This window comes from Campylobacter sp. RM15925 (assembly GCF_012978775.1).
Classification (GTDB): Bacteria; Campylobacterota; Campylobacteria; order Campylobacterales; family Campylobacteraceae; genus Campylobacter_A; species Campylobacter_A canis.
In genome coordinates, this window is record NZ_LIWP01000020.1 from 1 (window position 1) to 19,429 (window position 19,429).

The following is a 19,429-nucleotide window of genomic DNA, read 5'->3' on the forward strand; positions in this document are numbered from 1 at the left end:
TAAACGATGGGGTTTTGGAAGTAAAATTTTAAAAATTTAGAAATTTTACTTCCAAACAAAAGAATAATTTTACTCTTTTACAGCTATCGCTTCTATTTCAACTAAAGCATTTTTTGGAAGCGTCTTTACCGCGACAGTGCTTCTTGCAGGAAAATCTCTGCTAAAATATCGCTTGTAAATTTCATTTACTTTTACAAAATCATCCATATCGGCTAAAAATATCGTAGTTTTTACGATATTTTCAAATTTCATTCCCGCTTCAAGAAGTATCGCCTCTAAATTTTTCATGGATTGCTCGGCTTGCTCTTCAACGCCGACTCCTGCAAATTCGCCGTTTGGTTTTACGCCAAGCTGTCCTGAGATAAATAAAAATCCATTTGCCAAAACCGCTTGAGAATAAGGACCTATCGCTTGAGGAGCGTTTGTCGTATGTATTATTTTTTTCATTATTTCTCCTAAATTTATAGAATTTATATTTTATCTAGCTTAGTAAAAGACACGCAAATAACCTAAATTCGGCTTTTTATAAACAAAACCGCCTCATCGTCCGCAAAGCTAAATTTATATCTTTGAGAATTTTTCATCTCGATAGCTAAGTTTAACTTTCCTGTTATAAAGCCTCGTTTTGAGCTTAAATTTGATATTTCCGCATATCTTATGTCAAGCTCGGTCAAGTTCTGGCTAAAAGGAGCAAATTTCATAGAATTTTCGCCAAATTTCATCTCTCCTTTTATAGCTCCAAGAGCTCCAAAGACTCCTATATAGCTTGCTTGCACGCTTTTGCCTAAAAAATCTCTCACCATTTCTCCTAAATTTACACCGCATTATAACTATTTTGAGTCATCTTTCCAAACAAACAAGCCCAAATTTGATATAATCGCGCATTAATTATAAGGATAGATATGTTTTCACAGAAATATTATAGATTTATATTTGCATTTTTTATGTCTTTTGCTATGTCATTTATCATGTCTGGCGTGCTTACATATATAAATTTAGGGCTTATAGACAACTTTTTTCTCATCTGGCTTGAAGGCTGGATGAAAGCTTTTGTAGTGGCTTACCCTTGCGTTTTATTCATAGCTCCCATAGCCACTAAAGCTACCAAATCCCTCATAAGAACAAACGATGAAAGTAACTCTGGCGCCAAATGAATTTTTAGATGATTACGTTTTGGGTGCGGAATTTGCTCTAAAGGCGGGGATCTCTTCAAACGCATATCTCTTTTGGAAAGGCGTGGTTTCAGCTAAATTTGAAAATTCTCGCACCGTTTTTCTTCACAAAAAGACCATTCCTGCTAAATTTAGCCACGTTTTGCCAAGCTGCACGGACTTAAGCGGGCTAGTTTTAACAAGCGCGTTTTGCTCGCTTACCACGCTTGCGCCTTCGCATTTGGTCAAAAAAAACAACTCCAAATTATACTCGCTCTTTGAGTTTAAAAAAATCTGCGGGATAAAATTCATAAATTTAAAGAAATTTTACGACGATCTGGGGCTTGACTACGGATATAGAATTTATATAGAAAAGTGCAGTTTCTTCTCTCCCGCACCGCTTGAAAAGCGCATCAAGCTAACCGAAGCTATGTGCCTGGGATATTATTGATTTACAAATTTACTCAAATTTATATTTTAAAATATATAAATTTTCATAAAAATCGGCAAGAAATATAAAATTTCGTATAATCTACTTAACCCTAACTTAAAGGAGAGATGATGAAGAAATTTGCCGCTTTTATGCTTACGGCCCTACTTGCCAGCTCTTTGCTCGGAGACCAAAAGACCTACAAGCTAAAATTTGCTACGACTTATGAGAGTAACGTCCCTGTTCTAGGCGAAGTTCCTAAGAAATTTAAAGAGATGGTTGAAACCATGAGTAACGGTCGCATTGAAGTAAGGATTGATTATCCGTCAAAGCACAAAGCGCAGTTTGCCATACTTGATCTAGTTAAAAACGCTCAATACGACATCGGCTACACTGCAGGATATTTTTACAAAGGCAAAGATCCTAAGCTTATGCTATTTACGACCGTTCCTTTTGACATGAACGCATTAGAGCAGCATGCCTGGTATAGCCATGCAGGAGGCAAGGAATTTGCTCAAAAAGTATATGGCGAGCACAATATCGTCCCTTTTAACGGCGGAAATTTCGGCATGCAAATGGGCGGTTGGTTTAAAAAAGAGATAAAAAGCATAGACGATTTAAAAGGGCTGAAAGTTCGAATTCCCGGGCTTGGCGGCGAGATAATGGCGCGTCTTGGAGTAAGTATAAACACAATTCCCATAGGAGAGCTTTATATGGCTCTTGAGATGAATACCATAGATGCTGTCGAGTGGGTAAGTCCTGCCGTAGATATAAATTTGGGCTTTGAAAAGATTGCTAAATTTTATTACACGGGATGGCAAGAGCCCGCTAGCGAAAATGAATTTTACATCAACAAAAAGTTATGGGAGAAGCTGCCAAAAGATCTTCAAAGCATAGTTGAAACAGCCACCAAAGCGGTTGCGGCATACGTCTTGGAGGCTGCGTATTATGAAAATTCCCTAGCCCTTCAAAAAATCCTAAAAGAGCATCCGGATGTGAAAATTTCATCTTTTTCGCCTGAGATAATAGCCGCTCTTAAAAAGGCTACGGATGAAATTTTAGACGAGCTTTCGGCCAAAGATCCGCTGTTTAAGGAGATTTTGGAATCAAGAAGAAATTTTATGAAGATTAGTAGAAAATGGACCGAAATTTCAGACTACACCTACATCAAAAATATGCAAAAATAACTCATCGTCCGATAATATCTCTTATCGGACGACTTGCTTTTAAATAGCCCAAAAAGCCAAATTTCAAGCTCGGTAGTAAATTTATAAAACTCTTGCTATGTGCTCCCATTTTAACGCCTTAGCAAAATCAAGCGCGATTTTATCGCTGTTTGTCTTCGCATTTCTATCTGCGCCGTTTTCAAGCAAGATCTCAACAACACCCAAATTCCCGGCTATAGCCTCATGATGAAGCTGCGTATATCCAAGCTCATCCACATCGCTTAGTATGTTTGGGTTGTTTGTTATATACTCTCTAACTTGATCTATCACGTTTTTACACATCGGGTGCTCGATCAAATTTTCAGGATACTCTTTTTGCTCATAAGCGACTAAAATATCGCTAAAATCGCCAAATTCAAACCCCCAAGCCAAGTCATGCTCGGCGCGTTCTTTATCGCTCATATTCGCACGCAAAGCATGCACGCTAAAGCCTCCGTAGCTTTTGTTGTCAATCACAAACAACCAGTCACTAACCTCGCTTAGCGGCACTTTCACAAAGTCACCGTTTTTTATGTTTTTAACGTCATTTGGCTCATTTACCAAAATTCCGCTCACGTTTTCACCGTCAAATTCTATATCGTTGATCCACATATGCTCGCCGATCTCTTCGCCGTTAGTATCATCTTTAAATAATACTTTTACGCATGCGACGCTAACGCCCGGAACTATCCTTCGGCGATCCCAGTATAACTCACGCCAAAAATATCCAAATGTATCGCGAGCCATCTGATAAGACCTACTCATCACATCTTGCTCACTATCTACATAATAAATCGGCATCTTTTCGCCCGTGTCCTCTTGTCTTTGTTTACCGAAAATTTTCTTAAAGAAGCTCACTTTAACTCCTAATTTTTGATATTTTTTGCAAATTTGTGTGCAATTTCAAGGCTTTAGCACTGACTTTCAACCATAAGCTTGCTAAATTTAGCCACGGGATCGCTAGAGGATAATATCTCATCTATCATCTTTGAATTTATTGCAAAAGCCCTTATTAAGCCCTCATTTATACTCTCTTCGTCGCTGTTTGCAAGCTCGCTTTGTATGCCTTTTAAGCCAAATAAAATGTCTTTTTGATAATCAAATTTAAGCACGCTTTGAGAGTCGTAAATTTCTTCATTGATATCGGCTGTAATGCTTGAGCCAAGTCTTAAGGCTAAATTTGAGATATACTCAAGTCCCGTTTCCCAGTCACTCTTTGCGCTCGGAGTTAAGATACGGATCTCATAACTCTTACTTTCAGCGTCATACCTAAGCTCAAATCCGCGTCCGCTCACGCCTCTTATACCCAAAAACAGATACCCGTCTTTAGGTATTTTAAACGAATAAAATTTTTGCTTGTTAAATTCCGGATCATTTTCATCGAAGTTAAACTGCTCTAAACCGGGCAAAATTTCAAGTGCCTGAGCAACGTTTAAAACACTTTCGTAGCCGAAAAATTTCTTCTTGTTTTTAATTTTAAAAATAACACTCATTTTGGCTCCTTAAATAAAATTAAGGCTTTAAAGCGGCTTTTAGGTGGTCAAATTTAGCCGCTTGAAATGCGATATAAAACTTATAAATTGAAGCTGTTAATCATCATCTTCTTCTTCGATTTTTTTACGGACTTTCACGCTCAATATACTTGTGCCGTCCATTTTACGCACTTCGTAGTGGCAGTTATCATCCTCCGCTCTATCACCCACTACAGGAAGTCTTCCGATGAGATTAAACACATATCCGCCTATCGTAAGCTCTTCAGTCTCGTCATCAAAGCTTATGCCCATAAGCTCTTCAACGCTTTCGATGTCAAATCTGCCGTTAAATTCATAGATATTTTCGTTTATCTTTTTATAAAGAGGTCTTGCTTCATCATGCTCGTCGTTGATGTCGCCTAAAATTTCCTCCATAATATCTTCCATAGTAAGAAGTCCCGCTGTCCCGCCGTATTCATCGACAACCAAGGCTGCTGAAATTTGTTGCTTATTCATCATAACGAGAATTTTTGAGATAGATAAATTTTCAGGGACTATTACAAATTCGCGCACTATACCGTCAAAATCTCGCTTCTTATCCACAAGATCAATCTGCAAAATATCGCGGATATGTATCATTCCAAGGATTACGTCCTTGCTTCCGTCTATGTAAGGATAGCGAGTAAATTTCGAGTCAAACACGACTTTTAAATTCTCTTCGTAGCTTTTTTGCTTATTTATGCAGACCATATCGCGACGAGGCGTCATTATCTCTTTAGCCACCGTATCGCTAAAATCAACCGCATTTTTGATGATCTCGGTCTCAAAGCTATCCAGCACCCCACCTTTTAAACTCTCTCCTACGATTATCTTTATCTCCTCTTCGGAGTGCGCCAGCTCGCTCTCTTTGGCAGGTTTTATGCCAAGCATTTTTAAAGATATCCACGCAAGATAGTCAAAAGTCTTAATAAGAGGCGAAAACACAACCCAAAACAGATGAAGCGGCTTTGCAACAAGAAGGGTTGATTTCTCCGCTTTTGCGATTGCTATGGACTTTGGTACAAGCTCGCCAAGCACAACGTGAAAGAGCGTAATAATAGTAAATGCGATAGCAAATGCAACGGTATGAACCACCAAGTCGCTTACGTCAAAATATGTTTGAATAGGTTTTTCTATAAGTCTGGCGATAGCAGGCTCGCCTATCCAACCGAGCGCAAGTGAGCTAAGCGTGATACCAAGCTGAGTCGCGCTTAGATATGTATCAAGATTGTTTGACATTTCGTAAGCGAGTTTTGCGTTTGGAACTTTATCTTTGATAAGCTCTTCTAGGCGGCTCTTGCGAACCTTTACGATGGCAAATTCTGATAAAACAAAGAAAGCATTAAGAAGCACAAAGAAAACTGCGAGTAAAATCATAAAATATGAATCGCTACTGGGGTGCAATTAAAATCCTTAGAAATTAAGATAAATCAGCATTATATCAAAAAAGCAAATAAATCTCAATCAAGCGAAAATTCGTGTTTTACTCCTATATCAAAAGATAAATTCCTTCTTTATGAGAACTAAATTTAAATTAGAATTTAGGCTCTCCGCCGTTTGATTTGGAGACATTTATAAAATCAATAGCGATCTTTTGGCACGCGGTCTTATCGCGCTTATCAAGACAAAGGGCTTCAAGCTGCTCTTTGCTCATGTTTTTATAATCAGCAACGGTTTTATTATCCGCGCCCATATAAACCCACACAAGAGCAAAAACAACGGCTAAAACAAAGACAATTCTAAACAAATTAACCTCCTTAAATTTAGCTTTTAAAATAGTAGTAAATTTAAGCTAAATTTTGACTTCACACCAAGCAATCGATTAAATTTAAATGGAATTTATAAATGAATAGAAATTTAAAAGCAGAAATTCGGCTCTAAATTTGAGCCGAATTTTTAAGAAGGACTATTTAAACCTTTTGCCGTTTTTATATCTTGAGAAAATTTCGTAGCTGCCGTCTTTTTTAAAAGCTATCACGTCATAATCCTCAACTATGCCGCCTTGCTCCATCCCGGGGCTTCCAAGAGGCATACCCGGAACCGAAATTCCCACAACATCGGCAGGCTTTTTGGCCAAAAGCTCTTTTATATCTTCAGCAGGCACGTGCCCTTCTACGACATATCCATCTATCACGCCCGTATGGCAGCTTGAAAGCTCAAGCGGAACGCTATTTTTAGCTTTTAGCTCGATGATAGCTTCAGTCATATGCTCTTTTACCTCAAAGCCGTTTTGCTTCATTATATCGGCCCAAAGCCCGCAACAGCCGCAACTTGGCGACTTATACACCTCTATCATGCCGCCAGCAAAGGAGTTTGAAGCAAAGGCGCAAACCGCAGCCAAACTCAAAAATAAATTTTTACTCTTTTTCATCCCGATCCTTTCTTAAAAAATAGCGCAATTTTATGAAAAAGTTATAAATTTAAGATTAATATTAAAATTTAAACCCATAACTTTTTTGCTATACTTTCACTTTTGAAATTCTATATCAACATCAGGATAAGATCGTGTTTTCATCTTTTTTTAAAAGCAAAAAATGGGCTGCTTGGGCTTACGGCGGCGTAACTTTGATATCGCTATCTCTTATCATTCAAACCTACTTAAACATACAGTTTAACGACTGGTATAAAAACTTTTACGACATCTTGCAAAATGCAAAAGAGCGCGATGTGCAGGAATTTTGGGATGGCATAAAGCTGTTTTTATATCTGGCTATGCCTTATGTATTGCTTCGGGTTTTTATATCGTTTTTTTCAAGCCACTGGATATTTCGCTGGCGCGAGGCGATGACTTTTAGCTATCTTAACTATTGGAGAAAGGTCGAAAAAGACGTAGAAGGAAGCTCGCAGCGTATGCAAGAAGATACTTATAGATTTGCAAAGATCATGGAGGATCTTGGGGTTGATATCTTGGATTCCATAATGACTCTAATCGCCTTTATCCCGATACTTTGGGGACTTAGCAGTAAAGTAAATTTACCCTATATCAAAGACATCCCGGGCTCTCTTGTATGGATAGCTTTGCTTATCAGCGTGGGCGGACTTATCATCTCTTGGATTGTAGGCATTAAACTTCCGGGGCTTGAATACAACAACCAAAAAGTCGAAGCCGCATTTAGAAAAGAGCTTGTTTTAGCGGAGGATAACAAAGTAAATTACGCTCACCCCGCTACGATAGTTGAGCTTTTTACGGGTCTTAAATTTAACTACTCAAGACTGTTTTTACACTACGGATACTTTAATACTTGGCTTTACTCCTACTATCAAATTTTAACCATAGTTCCATATCTCATAATGGGCGGAGGGCTATTTACAGGGCTTATCACGCTTGGAGTTTTGGTTCAGGTAAATAACGCCTTTGCACAAGTTAGATCAAGCTTTGGTGTTTTCATTAGCAACTGGAAGACCATAACAGAGCTTCGCTCGATTCACAAACGTCTAAAAGAATTTGAGCAAAATATTAACTATAAAAAAGTCGGCTGGGAGTAGAAATTTAAGAAAATTTAGTATAATTTTTGAAATTTCATAACTTAAATTTAAGGATGAAAAGATGAAAAGATTTATACTTCCTCTTGTCTTTACTATGATATTTTTAGCGGGCTGCTTCGTAAGCTCAACAGGTGCCGGTGCAGTTGGAGCCGATAGAAGGCAGCTGTTTTTGATAAGCTCTGAGACGATGAATCAAAGTGCAAATTTAGCCTATGCCAAAACGCTTCAGTCCGCAAGACAGGAAAAAGCGCTAAATATCGATCCCGTGCTTACTAAACGCGTTCAAACTATCGGCAAACGCCTCATAGCGCAGGTCGGAGCCTTTAGAGAAGATGCGCTCAAATGGGACTGGCAGGTAAATGTCATCAACTCAAACACATTAAATGCGTGGTGTATGCCCGGAGGCAAGATCGCCGTTTATAGCGGGCTTATTAAAAATTTATCCTTAACGGACGCGCAGATAGCAGCCGTCATGGGTCATGAGATAGCTCACGCGCTAAGAGAGCATAGCCGCGAGCAAGCTAGCACGGATCAGCTTAAAAATATAGGAATTTTTGCTGTCTCAACCGCTGCAGGGCTTGGCGATACGGCAACAGGGCTTATAAATTTAGCCACCCAATACACTATCAGCCTGCCTTTTTCAAGAAGTCATGAAACTGAGGCTGATCATATCGGCACCGAACTAATGGCAAGAGCGGGATATGATCCGCACGAAGCGGTAACGGTATGGGAAAAGATGTCTAAAAAATCAGGAGACTCGGTACCTGAAATCCTAAGCACTCACCCTTCAAACGCAAGCCGTATAAAAGACCTAAAAGAGATAGCTAAAAAAGTAGAGCCTCTATATCTGGCGGCGCAAAAGGCTAATTAAAATTTGCAAGCGGGTTTATGTGTACCGCTTGCTCTAGGTAAATTTTGATTAAAATTCTTTTTACTATTTTACGGGATTAATTTACATATTTACTCGTTTTAAGAGCTCTAAATTCGGTGCACATTTATTTTACGAAGATATGATTTTTGAAATTTAGCCGACAACAGAGGATAAAGTGACCAAGCTTGATTACGCAAAGTATTTGGCAAATTTAATACAAATCAACATCTACTCGGGCGATTTAAGAGATCTAAGCGCTTGCTTTTACGGGCTTTTTGAGGAATTTTTACCATGCGGAGATGGCGTACATAAAGTATTTGAGCCGTTAAATTGCGGCAAGGAGCTACAAGATAGGATTATGCCGCTTTATGAAGCAAATAAAGCAAAAGCGAATGATTGGATCAAGGCGGGGTTTAGCCCGATATTTTCACCTCCTCCTTCAAGCGACAAAGCAAGACTTATGGCGCTTGGCAAGGCTCATATAGAGGACATTAAAAAATTTGGCGAATTTATGGGAGATAAAGAGCTTCTTAAAGCGCTTAAAAATGTCCGTAAAATAGAAATTCAAGAGCAAAGAGAGGCGGTTTTTGAGCCTGTTTTAGAAGAGCTGATATACAAAGCCATAACCAAATGGCTAAACGAAGCGGAATTTACCGAAGAAAAAGCTTGGGTTTTAAAAGAGGCTTATAGATCGGCTACCGGAGATTTGCTGCTGGCAAACTACCTACTCTATCCTGCGCTTAAATACAAGCCTCAAAAGGATTTTTTAAAGAGTCGTTTTGAAATTTTTCTACTCGGACACTTTTGCGAATTTGATAAAAACAAGCTAAACATCTATCTGCCGGCAGTCTAAATTCGCTTCAAATTTAGCCTACAAGCTCAAAGCTAAATCTATCCTCGTCAAATTTATTGCCTAAAAATTCGCACACTCTTTTAGCGTCTCTACAAGCATTTGCCAGACAACTTGTAGCTCCCGGGCTTGGCGTCATATTAAAGATAATCCCATCGCCTGTGTTTATGCTAGCCTCTCCAAGCATCAGCTCTTTGCTCTTTTTATCGATCACTTGCGGGCGAACTCCGCCAAAATTTCTAGCATAATAAACATCATCGCTTTTAAGCGAAGGCACGATCTTTCTTGCCGCTTTTACAAATAAAATTTTATTTATCATAGGCACTTCATAGGCGAAATTTCTCATCACATACTCTCTTATATCGCCATCTTTAAAAAGCCCCGTAAGCACACTCATCACACTTGAGTCAAGTCGCAAGCTCCTTACAAAATCAACAACCGTCGAATTTCCTCGGTAGCGCTCAAGTTTAGGCAGCACAAGAGCCGTAGGACCAAATCTCGTAAGCCCATCGGCTAGGATATCAGGGTCGCCGTGGATAGCGGCAAATGGTAGCTTTGGATTTTGCACGGTATATACCTTGCCTCTTAACAGGCGCTTTTTGCTCATGTAAAAGCTTCCAGCGATAGGCAAACAGCTAAATTCAAGCCCAAGTCCCATCATGTGAGCAAGATAAAGCGAATGCGCACCGGCATTTACAACTACGTAATTTGTGCCAAATTTACGTCCGTCGCGAGTTTGAACGAGATACCTATCGCCTTGCTTTTTGATACTGCTCACCCAAGCGTCAAAAAACACATCGGTGGTCTTGTTTTCCTCTCTTGCGTGCTTTATAAGGCTATTTGACATCCGCTCAAAATCAACAGTCGTATACTCGCCGCCGGTTACTCCCATGGCTAAGATCCGCTCTTTTCGGTCATCTCCGTCCATGCCCTGCACTACCAAAGGCTCGATTTTCTTTAGCATTTCTTTATCGAAAATTTCAAGCGAAGTATAAAGCTCTTTAAATTTATCAAACCTATCTTTTATCGCTTCACATTCGGTTTCGCCTACCGCGATAACCATTTTTTGATGAGCAAACATAAATTTGTTTTTATAGCCGTGCATAAGGCCGTATCTTACGATCATATCGGCTGATTTTTTGACGGTTTTTGCTTTTTGGAAAGTATAATTAGTCTCTATGTCGCCGCAGTGAATAGTCTGCGAGTTGCTCGTGCCTTTTGAATTTAGAGTCGCGCAAGCGGGATACTTCTCTAAAAGCGCTATACGCTCTATATCCGTATAACGCGCAAGCTCGTAAAACAGAGCCGTCCCTGAAATTCCTCCGCCCACAACCAAAACATCATAGTGATTTGACACGACCTACTCCATGAAAATTTAGACGAATTGTGCCAGATAATTCTTAAAATTTTATTTTATCGTTAAATATCACTTATAAAAGTAATTTTGGTTCGCTTGCAAGGCTCAAATTTAGCATAGACAAAAGCGCAAATTTTAGAAATTTAAGCCTTTTGAAGTTGCCTCATCAGCTCCTCGTCACAAATCGGACAATACTCATGCTCGCCTGCTATATATCCGTGCTTTGAGCACACACTAAAGACAGGCGTGATGGTGATATACGGCAAACGATAGTTATTTACGATGCCGCGCACTAGATCCTTGCACGCTTCAGCCGAGCTAATGCGCTCCTTCATATAAAGGTGAAAGACCGTTCCGCCCGTGTAAGCGCTTTGAAGCTCATCTTGCAGATCAAGCGCCTCGAAAGCATCATCTGTGAAATTTGCAGGAAGCTGAGTTGAGTTGGTGTAGTAGATATTTTCATCCATGCCTGCTTGCAAGATATCAGGATAGCGCTTCTTGTCTTCTTTGGCAAATCGATATGTGGTGCCTTCCGCAGGAGTTGCTTCAAGGTTATAAAGATTTCCCGTGCTCTCTTGAAACTGCCTAATTTTAGAGCGCAGATAATCAACCATCTCAAGTGCAAATTCTCGTCCGAATTCCGTAGAGATGTTCTCTTTGTCGTTTGTAAAATTTCTTAAAAGCTCGTTCATTCCGTTAATGCCGATAGTGCTAAAGTGGTTGTTAAAATGCTTTAAATAGCGAGCCGTATATGGATAAAGTCCGCGATCATACATCTCTTGGATAAATTTGCGCTTCTTTTCAAGGGTTGATTTGGCTAAATTTAGCAGATATTCAAGCCTTGTATAAAGCCCCTTTTTATCGCCTTTATAAAGATACCCAAGGCGGGCTAAATTTATAGTAACTACGCCTATTGAGCCCGTCATCTCCGCACTTCCAAACAGCCCTCCGCCACGCTTCAAAAGCTCTCTTAGATCAAGCTGCAAGCGACAGCACATCGAGCGAACGTGTCCTGGTTTATAAGCGCTTTCGTTTAAAACGCGGTTGCCGTTTTCATCGGTTTTATACTGAGAACCGATGAAATTTTGAAAGTAGCTTGAGCCCATTTTCGCAGTATTCTCAAACAAAATTTGAGCCACTTCGCTATCCCAGTTAAAATCCTCCGTGATATTTACCGTAGGGATCGGGAAGGTAAAGGGCTGCGAGCACTTGTCGCCCGTGGTTAAAATTTCATAAAACGCCTTATCGATACGCGCCATTTCAGGCTCAAACGCCCCGTAAGTCATATCCGTAAGTTTATTAAATCCGCGCTCTTTTGCAAGCTTGTTAAGCTCTTCGTCATCCAAATTTGAAAACAAATGTATGTCGGTTGAAGTTGGAATTTGATCCTTCAGATCGCTTGGACAAGTGATATCTATAGTTACGTTAGTAAATGGACTTTGACCCCATCTGGCAGGAACGTTTAGATTAAAAATAAAGCTTGTAATCGCCTTTTTTATCTCCGTATCGGTTAATTTATCTTTAAAAACATAAGGCGCAAGATAGGTGTCAAAACTGCTAAACGCTTGCGCTCCCGCCCATTCGCTTTGTAAAATTCCTAAGAAATTTGCCATCTGGCTAAGAGCTTCACGAAAGTGTTTTGGAGCCCTACTTTCAACTCTACCGCGAACTCCGTTAAAGCCTTCATTAAGAAGCGCTCTAAGCGACCAGCCGGCACAATACCCCGTAAGGCAGTCTAGGTCGTGGATGTGATAATCGCCGTTTCTATGTGCTATGCCCTCTTCTTTTGAGTAAATCGCGTCAAGCCAGTAGTTTGCGATGACCTTGCCTGCGGTGTTGTTTATAAGTCCTGCGTTTGAATAACTTGTGTTTGAATTAGCCGAAATTCGCCAGTCTGTGCCGTTTATATACTCATTTATCGTTTGAGTTGAATTTATGTAAGTGGTGTCTTCGTTAAGTCCTAAAATCTGCTCTCGCTGCATTTTATGCGTATGGCGATAAAGCATAAAGCTCTTCATCACGTCAAAGTGTCCCGCCTCAAAAAGGGCTTTTTCGATGTAGTCTTGCACATCTTCAACGGTGATCAAATCCTTTTGCGCGACATCTTGCATCACATAGGCGAAAATTTTATCGTCATACTCCTTACTTTCGCTCTCAAAAGCCTTTTTGATCGCATCTTGAATTTTATAAGGAAGATATTCTTGCCTTGTGCCGTCGCGCTTTAGAATTTGCTTCATAATCACCCTTTTTACACCGAATTTGTATGCTAGAATTTAATTAAATTGAAAGTATAAGAAAATCTGGCTTAAACTTTAATATTAGAGATGAAATTTATTCTATTTTTGATAATAGATTATCATTAATAATACAAAAAATAACAATTTTTTAAGTTTTAAATTTTTATTAAATTATCACTTGTTTATAGCAAAATTTGATAATTATACTCTGAATTAATCTTAAATTTAAATTTTAATATTTATTTTTAAATATATTTGGCAAATTTTCTTAAATTTAGCTCCTAAATCGCCTGTAGCCTAATTTAAATTCCAAATCAAGTCATTTTCACTAGCGTAAAGTCTTTGAATAAAAATTTACAGTCGAGGATTTAATTTATCGCGGCATTTTCATTGATATATATCATTACAAATCAGACAATTTTTATCTAAAATTAAGAAAAATTTCAAAGGATACTTAATGGCTACAATCTACCCGTATATGAAAATTTTACATCTATTTTTTGCAATCATATTCTTAGGCTACATCTTTTTTGATGTCGTGATATTTAACTCTCTTAAATCAAAGCTCGGTGAAAATTTTAAGCAAACCAAGCAGGAAATAGGCTCAAAAGCGATCAAAATCATGCCGTTTTGCCTGCTTGGTCTGTTTATAACAGGAGGCGCTATGATGAGTACTTGGGTCGGAAGTAAAGCCGGCGGGTACTTTCAAACTCCGCTTCAGCAAATTTTCATGATAAAGGTCATTTTGGCTTTTATCATAGGATTTGGCGTGATACTAAATTTATCAATGAAAGCCATGGGGCTGGAGCCGTTTAAATTTATGAAAGAGAATTTGCACAAGATCGCTTTTGTGCTTGGATTTTTTATAGTGCTTTTTGCAAAGGTAATGTTTTTGGTTTGAGGTTTAGGGGTTAAAAGTAAAATTTAAAAGAGAGGGGTCTTATGACCCCATCAATTTACTCTTCGTTATATTTTAAAAATACCTCTTTTTGGCCTTTCGCCGGAACCATTACAGCCTCGCCTTTTTTGAAGTGTATCTCTACTCCATCATCGCTTACTAGTCTTGTTCCGCTTCCTGCAGGTGCAGCTTTTAACTTAAATTTATTGCCTTTAGTATCTGTTAAAACAGCTGTTTCAAAATCATCAGCAGATATCAAAGTGGCTTTGTATTTTTTATCTTTTACGCCTTGGAAATCAATAGTTTTGATTTCTATAACCTTCGCGGCAGGAGCCTCTTGTTTTGGCGTCATATAAGCACAACCGCTCAAAAGAGCAACAGCAGTCAAAGATGAAATTAGAATTTTTTTCATTTTTTGTCCTTTTTGAAAATATTGCACAAGGTTAGCATAAAAAAGTAAATTTATATTATTTTAAGTTTTTATAGATGTATCTTTTATTTAATTTGATTGAGAATTAATTAAATTCATTTGCTATTAAATTCTAATGGCAAAAGCGCGCCAAAACGCTCAAATTTTATCAAAGTATAAATTTAAACTCTTTAACTTCGCAAAACCCTATCATAGCGTTCATCACGGCAAATTTTTTAGCATTTAAAAGCCTTTGCACGCTTATATCATCTTCTTTTAAAAAGCCTTCTTCAAGCAGTCTTGCTCTTGTAGTTCCTTTTAAAAGCGGGGCTTTAGGCGTTATCCAGCCATCTTCAAAAATCGCTAAATTTGCGATACTTGTATCGGTTGCAAAGTTATTTTTTATCATGATAATCTCTTCAAATTTACCCTTTGCGGTATCGATATCGCTTCGATCAAGAAACTTTTTAGAGTAGTCAAATGCAATATCAACAAGTTTAAATTCTCTAAATTCGCGCATTTCATAAGGAAAATACTTCGTATCGACAAGATTTCCGCTTGCATCATAAATCACTTTTGCTCTAATGACTCCGTCAAACGGCGAATTTAAAAGCTTATTTAGATCAAATTTTGCTTTTGCGCCCTCAAGTGAATCACTAATACGGCGCTCGTGAAATTTTAAATTCTGCGGCGTAAAGCCCAAAATTTTAATCGTTTCAAATAGGAAAATTGGCTTTTGCCAAGAGTTCATCATACTCCTTTTTAGCTTCGCTTTGAGCCGTAATTCCGCCACCGCTATAAAAATAAAGCTCGTCATTTTCGCATTTTACAAATCTTATAAGCACAAAGCTTTGCAAAACTCGCCCGTCAAAATAGATAAAAATTCCCGTATAAAATCCGCGCGGGTTTAGCTCGCACTCTTTGATCACATCAAGCGCTTTTTGCTTTGGAGCTCCAGCGATAGAACCGGCCGGCAAAAGCGCTTCAAACACATCTCCAAAGCCCAAATTTTCGTGCAGTTTAGCGCTGATATGCGAACTTGTCTGATAAAGGGTTCCGACTTGCTCGATAAAGCGAAATTTCTCAAGTATAATCTCATCGCAGATACCTAAAAGCTCATCTTGCATAAGCTTTACCATCGCTCTTTGCTCGCTAATTTCTTTTTCGTCGTTTAGCAAAATTTCTCTTGCGTTTGGCAAACTAGCATCGATGGTACCCTTCATCGGATAGGTGTCTATACGCCCGTTTTCAATCCTTATAAAAGGCTCGGGCGTAAAACATATAAAGTCATCTTTTTTGTAAATGAGCGCTTTTGCATTTGCGTGAGCGTAAATTTCATCCATACTTAAATTTGTTTTTATCTTAGTCCTAAAACACAAATTCAAAAGACTGACCTCGCCGCTTTTAAGATAAGACGATACTTTGTCAAATCTGGCTTTATACTCGCTAAATTCGATCGGAAATTTTTGCAGTTCGTATTTGATTTGATTATCACTTTTGGCATTTAGTTTAAATTTGATACCGAATTTATGCAATTCCTCAGGCGAGCAAACCATATCAAGCTCCGGAGTGTCATAGCTAAGAAGAGCGACAAAAGGGGAGTCTTTAACGGAATTTAATCTATCTTTTATGTCTTTAAGCAAATTTATAGCCTTGTGTGAATTTCAAAGCAAATAATAGCAAAGTTTTAAAAACGGATTTTGAAAATAGAAAAATTTAAAAGTAGTTAAAAGCCCTTTTTAGGGCTTTTAAATAATTATCTGCAGCCGCAACCGCTTCCGCAAGTTGCAGGATGAATGTCGTTAATGTAAAATTTAACGGAGCCAAGACCCTCTTTAAGAGCCCACTCGTAAGCTACAGAGACGAAGTCCCAGTTGATATTTTCATAAAATCTCTCCAAATACGCAGGGCGAGCGTTTTTGTGATCAATATAGTAAGCATGCTCCCAAACGTCCACAACAAGAAGCGGCACAAGACCTGTCGTAGGAGGTGTTGCAGCGTTTGAAGTCTGAACTATCTCAAGCTTGTCTGAGTTTGGATTATAAACCAGCCACGCCCAGCCTGAACCAAATAGCGTTGTAGCGGCTTTTAAAAACTCCTCTTTGAAATTTGGGATATCTTTTTCAAGGCGAGCTTTAAGCTCTGCGCTCATTTCGCTTTTGCGCGCAATGCAGTCCCAATAAAAGTCGTGATTATAAACCTGCGCGGCGTTGTTAAAGATACCGCCTGAGCTTTTCATCAAGATATCATAAAGCCCGGCTTTTTCAAATTCGGTACCTTTTACGAGGTTATTTAAATTTGTAACATAAGCTTGGTGGTGCTTGCCGTAATGGTAGCTACAGGTGTCGCTGCTAACGATTGCGTTTGATGCAGGATCAAATGGTAATTTTCTAAGATTAAACATGATCTGTCTCCTTTTTTATAATGAAATTTGAACGAATTATAAGATAAAAAAGTAATTAAATTGTTAATAGGATAAAATTAGTATTATTTTCTAAGTTTCGTTTTTAGTGTATTTTTGTAACACTTTTCTAAAATTTTAATAAATTTTAAATATTAAATTTAAAGCTTGTAATCGTTCTATAAAAGATTTTTGTTACATTTTTACTCATATTAAAATAAATTTTTGGGAATTATTGAAACAAAATTGCCAAAATGTAATTTTTGTATTTTATAATCTCACTTAGCTATAATAATTTGTAGTGAATCAAATTTTACACTAAGGATTTAAAATGAAACTTAAACTTCTCTCCGCACTTTTCTTAACTTGTGCGCTTGCGGGCAGCGCTTTTGCAGCTCAAAAAGTTTATACTATAAAATTTGCTCACGTTGTAGCCCCTACCACCCCAAAAGGTAAGGCGGCGGACTTCTTTGCTAAACGCGTTGAAGAGCTTAGTAAGGGAGCTATCAAAGTTCAAGTTTTCCCTTCGGCTCAGCTAATCGATGATGACCGCGTATTTGGCGCACTTAAACTAGGCAACGTTCAAATGGCGGCTCCAAGCTTTTCTAAATTTACACCTATAGTTCCGCAGTTTCAGCTGTTTGACCTACCGTTTATATTCAAAGATGAAGCACACCTTCACAAAGTTCAAGACGGTGAAGTCGGGAAAGCTTTAAAAGATCTAGTTACCAAAAAAGGCTTTGTAGCGCTTGATTACTGGGATGCGGGATTTAAGCACTTTAGCTCAAGCAAAAAAGCTATCGTTGAGCCGGCAGACGCAAACGGACAAAAATTCAGAATCCAAAGCTCAAAAGTTCTTGAAGAACAGTTTAAAGTAGTTGGCGGAAACCCGCAAGTATTGCCGTTTTCAGAAGTTTATTCAGCACTTCAACAAAGAGTTGTAGATGCGACAGAAAACCCGCTTTCAAACTTCTATAACTCAAAATTCCATGAGGTTCAAAGTTCGCTTACTCTTTCATCTCACGGATACTTGGGATATCTAGTGGTAATCAGCGAGAAATTCTGGAAGAGCTTGCCTGAAGATATGAAAAAACACGTAAACCAAGCAATGACAGAGGCTACTGCTTATGAGCGTGAAGAAACTGCCAAAGAAGATGCGCACATAGTTGAGATGCTTGAAAAATACGCAAGCGAAACTAAAAAACTTGAGATTTTAAAGCTTGATGAAGCTCAAAAGGCTAAATGGGCGGAGGTTATGAAAGGAATTTATCCGAATTTCTATAAAGTCATAGGACAAGACCTAATCGAAAAAACCATAAATACAAAATAGGCTCTTGTAATGCAGAGATTCTTTGAAATTTTAGATATCGGCATCGCCTCGGTAAATAAGACGATAGCCGTGGTAGGCATAGTAGCGGGAACGCTGCTTGCCTTCATTAACGTCGTAATGCGATATGTGTTTAATAGTGGCTTTTCCTGGGCGGGAGAGGCCACTAATTATCTATTTATATGGTCTGCTTTTTTTGCCGCAGCATACGGGTTTAAAAAGGGTATACACATATCAGTTACTATTCTTATAGAGAAATTTCCTCCTCAACTAGCAAAGATATATCTTGTATTTTCAAGCATTTTAACTACGGCTTTTTTACTTTTTATAGTGGTTTACAGCATTCAGTATCTACAAATTTTGCATGAGCTTGAATTTATGAGCGTGGATTTAAATATGCCTCAGTGGATACCTATGCTAGTGCTTCCTATAGCGTTTTTAGGAGCTAGCTATAGAGCCGGCGAAAAGATCATAGAGATATCAAAGACTCCTGCGGACAAAGTTATCAGAAATGCCGAGGCAGAGATGATACACGACTCAGTTGTTAAGAAATAAGGACACAACATGACTATAGCATTTTTATTTATATGTCTATTTGGACTTATGCTTATCGGTGTTCCTGTAGCTATCTCTCTTGGAGCAAGCACCGTTCTTACGATGCTGTTTTTTACTGATCTTGATGTAGCAACTATACCTCAGCTTATATTTGACGGTATCAACAAATTCTCTCTAATGGCGATTCCTATGTTTATCTTAGCGGGAAATTTGCTAAGCAAGGGCGGCTCAGCTAGAAGAATTATAGACTTTGCAAAGTCTATGGTAGGACACCTTCCCGGCGGACTTCCTATGAGTGCGATATTTGCTTGTATAATTTTTGCCGCAGTTAGCGGAAGTTCTCCTGCTACGGTTGTTGCTATCGGCTCCATTATGTTTGCCGCGATAAAAGAGGCAGGCTATCCGCCTTCTTATGCAGTTGGCGGTATCGCAACTGCCGGCTCTTTGGGAATTCTAATACCGCCTTCAGTCGTTATGATCGTTTATGGTGTAACGGCTGAAGTAAGTATCGGCAAGCTATTTATGGCTGGTGTTATCCCGGGTATGCTTCTTGGAAGTATGATGCTAGCGCAAACCTACTTTGGAGCAAAAAGACTTGGATTTACAGCGGGTACTCCTGAGCCTATGGGCGAGAGAATCAAAAAATTTAGCAAAGCGTTTTGGGCTCTACTTATCATAGTTGTCGTAATCGGCGGAATTTACGGAGGAATCTTTACTCCTACCGAAGCTGCGGCTGCAAGT

23 protein-coding genes are annotated in these 19,429 nt (G+C 38.7%); 10 read left to right on the top strand and 13 right to left on the bottom strand.

Annotated elements, in window-relative coordinates:
- Positions 1-69 precede the first annotated feature (69 nt).
- Both CDOM15925_RS09385 and CDOM15925_RS09390 read right to left on the bottom strand, forming a co-directional pair.
- The gene (locus CDOM15925_RS09385) at positions 70-447 is read right to left on the bottom strand and encodes a RidA family protein (protein WP_169943150.1); all 378 of its coding nucleotides are present in this window, start codon (positions 445-447) and stop codon (positions 70-72) included.
- A gap of 62 nt (positions 448-509) precedes the next feature.
- Entirely contained in the window at positions 510-800 is a 291-nt protein-coding gene (locus CDOM15925_RS09390) for a hypothetical protein (RefSeq protein ID WP_169943151.1), read from the bottom strand.
- A gap of 102 nt (positions 801-902) precedes the next feature.
- On the opposite strand from CDOM15925_RS09390, the gene CDOM15925_RS09395 reads away from it, so the two are divergent.
- From CDOM15925_RS09395 to CDOM15925_RS09405, 3 genes are all read left to right on the top strand, one after another.
- Positions 903-1,154, top strand: a complete 252-nt coding sequence (locus tag CDOM15925_RS09395; RefSeq protein ID WP_169943152.1) for a DUF2798 domain-containing protein — start codon at positions 903-905, stop codon at positions 1,152-1,154.
- Positions 1,129-1,602, top strand: a complete 474-nt coding sequence (gene cheQ, locus CDOM15925_RS09400) for a cheVAW transcriptional regulator CheQ (RefSeq protein ID WP_169943153.1) — start codon at positions 1,129-1,131, stop codon at positions 1,600-1,602. The genes CDOM15925_RS09395 and cheQ overlap by 26 nt, the downstream gene beginning before the upstream one ends.
- A 110-nt stretch (positions 1,603-1,712) precedes the next feature.
- The gene (locus CDOM15925_RS09405; protein ID WP_169943154.1) at positions 1,713-2,768 is read left to right on the top strand and encodes a TRAP transporter substrate-binding protein; all 1,056 of its coding nucleotides are present in this window, start codon (positions 1,713-1,715) and stop codon (positions 2,766-2,768) included.
- 81 nt (positions 2,769-2,849) lie between these two features.
- Here CDOM15925_RS09405 and CDOM15925_RS09410 read toward each other — a convergent pair whose 3' ends face one another.
- From CDOM15925_RS09410 to CDOM15925_RS09430, 5 genes are all read right to left on the bottom strand, one after another.
- A complete protein-coding gene (locus CDOM15925_RS09410) occupies positions 2,850-3,644 on the bottom strand; it encodes a DUF2314 domain-containing protein (RefSeq protein WP_349644348.1) in 795 nt (264 codons plus the stop codon).
- Between the two features lie 53 nt (positions 3,645-3,697).
- On the bottom strand, positions 3,698-4,279 hold the full coding sequence (locus tag CDOM15925_RS09415) for a DUF4299 family protein (protein WP_169943155.1): 582 nt from the start codon (positions 4,277-4,279) through the stop codon (positions 3,698-3,700).
- A gap of 96 nt (positions 4,280-4,375) precedes the next feature.
- Positions 4,376-5,701, bottom strand: coding sequence for a hemolysin family protein (locus CDOM15925_RS09420; RefSeq protein WP_169943156.1), 1,326 nt, complete (start codon positions 5,699-5,701; stop codon positions 4,376-4,378).
- Positions 5,702-5,831: 130 nt separating this feature from the next.
- On the bottom strand, positions 5,832-6,044 hold the full coding sequence (locus CDOM15925_RS09425) for a hypothetical protein (RefSeq protein WP_169943157.1): 213 nt from the start codon (positions 6,042-6,044) through the stop codon (positions 5,832-5,834).
- A 159-nt stretch (positions 6,045-6,203) separates the two neighbouring features.
- Complete coding sequence (locus CDOM15925_RS09430; protein WP_169943158.1) at positions 6,204-6,668, bottom strand: DUF411 domain-containing protein; 465 nt, start codon at positions 6,666-6,668, stop codon at positions 6,204-6,206.
- Positions 6,669-6,802: 134 nt separating this feature from the next.
- Between CDOM15925_RS09430 and CDOM15925_RS09435 the strand changes: the two genes are divergently transcribed.
- The 3 genes from CDOM15925_RS09435 (at position 6,803) to CDOM15925_RS09445 (ending at position 9,507) form a co-directional block, all read left to right on the top strand.
- Positions 6,803-7,783 (top strand): putative transporter, encoded by a 981-nt coding sequence (locus CDOM15925_RS09435; RefSeq protein ID WP_169943159.1) that lies wholly within the window; start codon positions 6,803-6,805, stop codon positions 7,781-7,783.
- 61 nt (positions 7,784-7,844) lie between these two features.
- Positions 7,845-8,654: a M48 family metallopeptidase gene (locus tag CDOM15925_RS09440; protein ID WP_169943160.1), complete on the top strand. Its 810-nt coding sequence runs from the start codon at positions 7,845-7,847 to the stop codon at positions 8,652-8,654.
- Between the two features lie 175 nt (positions 8,655-8,829).
- Complete coding sequence (locus CDOM15925_RS09445) at positions 8,830-9,507, top strand: hypothetical protein (RefSeq protein WP_169943161.1); 678 nt, start codon at positions 8,830-8,832, stop codon at positions 9,505-9,507.
- Between the two features lie 13 nt (positions 9,508-9,520).
- On the opposite strand, the gene CDOM15925_RS09450 is transcribed toward CDOM15925_RS09445, so the two are convergent.
- Both CDOM15925_RS09450 and CDOM15925_RS09455 read right to left on the bottom strand, forming a co-directional pair.
- Positions 9,521-10,861: an FAD-dependent oxidoreductase gene (locus CDOM15925_RS09450; protein WP_169943162.1), complete on the bottom strand. Its 1,341-nt coding sequence runs from the start codon at positions 10,859-10,861 to the stop codon at positions 9,521-9,523.
- Between the two features lie 143 nt (positions 10,862-11,004).
- Positions 11,005-13,098, bottom strand: coding sequence for a ribonucleoside triphosphate reductase (locus tag CDOM15925_RS09455; protein WP_169943163.1), 2,094 nt, complete (start codon positions 13,096-13,098; stop codon positions 11,005-11,007).
- Positions 13,099-13,555: 457 nt separating this feature from the next.
- Between CDOM15925_RS09455 and CDOM15925_RS09460 the strand changes: the two genes are divergently transcribed.
- A complete protein-coding gene (locus CDOM15925_RS09460; RefSeq protein WP_169943164.1) occupies positions 13,556-13,999 on the top strand; it encodes a copper resistance protein CopD in 444 nt (147 codons plus the stop codon).
- A 55-nt stretch (positions 14,000-14,054) separates the two neighbouring features.
- Here CDOM15925_RS09460 and CDOM15925_RS09465 read toward each other — a convergent pair whose 3' ends face one another.
- The 4 genes from CDOM15925_RS09465 to sodB all read right to left on the bottom strand — a co-directional run bounded on the left by CDOM15925_RS09465 (position 14,055) and on the right by sodB (position 16,809).
- Complete coding sequence (locus tag CDOM15925_RS09465) at positions 14,055-14,408, bottom strand: hypothetical protein (RefSeq protein ID WP_169943165.1); 354 nt, start codon at positions 14,406-14,408, stop codon at positions 14,055-14,057.
- A gap of 166 nt (positions 14,409-14,574) precedes the next feature.
- On the bottom strand, positions 14,575-15,156 hold the full coding sequence (locus tag CDOM15925_RS09470; protein ID WP_169943166.1) for an aminotransferase class IV: 582 nt from the start codon (positions 15,154-15,156) through the stop codon (positions 14,575-14,577).
- Positions 15,122-16,048: an aminodeoxychorismate synthase component I gene (locus tag CDOM15925_RS09475; protein ID WP_169943167.1), complete on the bottom strand. Its 927-nt coding sequence runs from the start codon at positions 16,046-16,048 to the stop codon at positions 15,122-15,124. Before CDOM15925_RS09475 ends, CDOM15925_RS09470 begins: the two co-directional genes overlap by 35 nt.
- Before the next feature lie 113 nt (positions 16,049-16,161).
- Entirely contained in the window at positions 16,162-16,809 is a 648-nt protein-coding gene (gene sodB / locus CDOM15925_RS09480; RefSeq protein WP_169943168.1) for a superoxide dismutase [Fe], read from the bottom strand.
- A gap of 328 nt (positions 16,810-17,137) precedes the next feature.
- Between sodB and CDOM15925_RS09485 the strand changes: the two genes are divergently transcribed.
- From CDOM15925_RS09485 to CDOM15925_RS09495, 3 genes are all read left to right on the top strand, one after another.
- Positions 17,138-18,136 (top strand): DctP family TRAP transporter solute-binding subunit, encoded by a 999-nt coding sequence (locus tag CDOM15925_RS09485; protein WP_169943169.1) that lies wholly within the window; start codon positions 17,138-17,140, stop codon positions 18,134-18,136.
- A gap of 9 nt (positions 18,137-18,145) precedes the next feature.
- On the top strand, positions 18,146-18,688 hold the full coding sequence (locus CDOM15925_RS09490) for a TRAP transporter small permease (protein WP_169943170.1): 543 nt from the start codon (positions 18,146-18,148) through the stop codon (positions 18,686-18,688).
- A gap of 9 nt (positions 18,689-18,697) precedes the next feature.
- The coding region (locus CDOM15925_RS09495) for a TRAP transporter large permease (RefSeq protein ID WP_169943171.1) at positions 18,698-19,429 on the top strand (732 nt) is incomplete at its 3' end.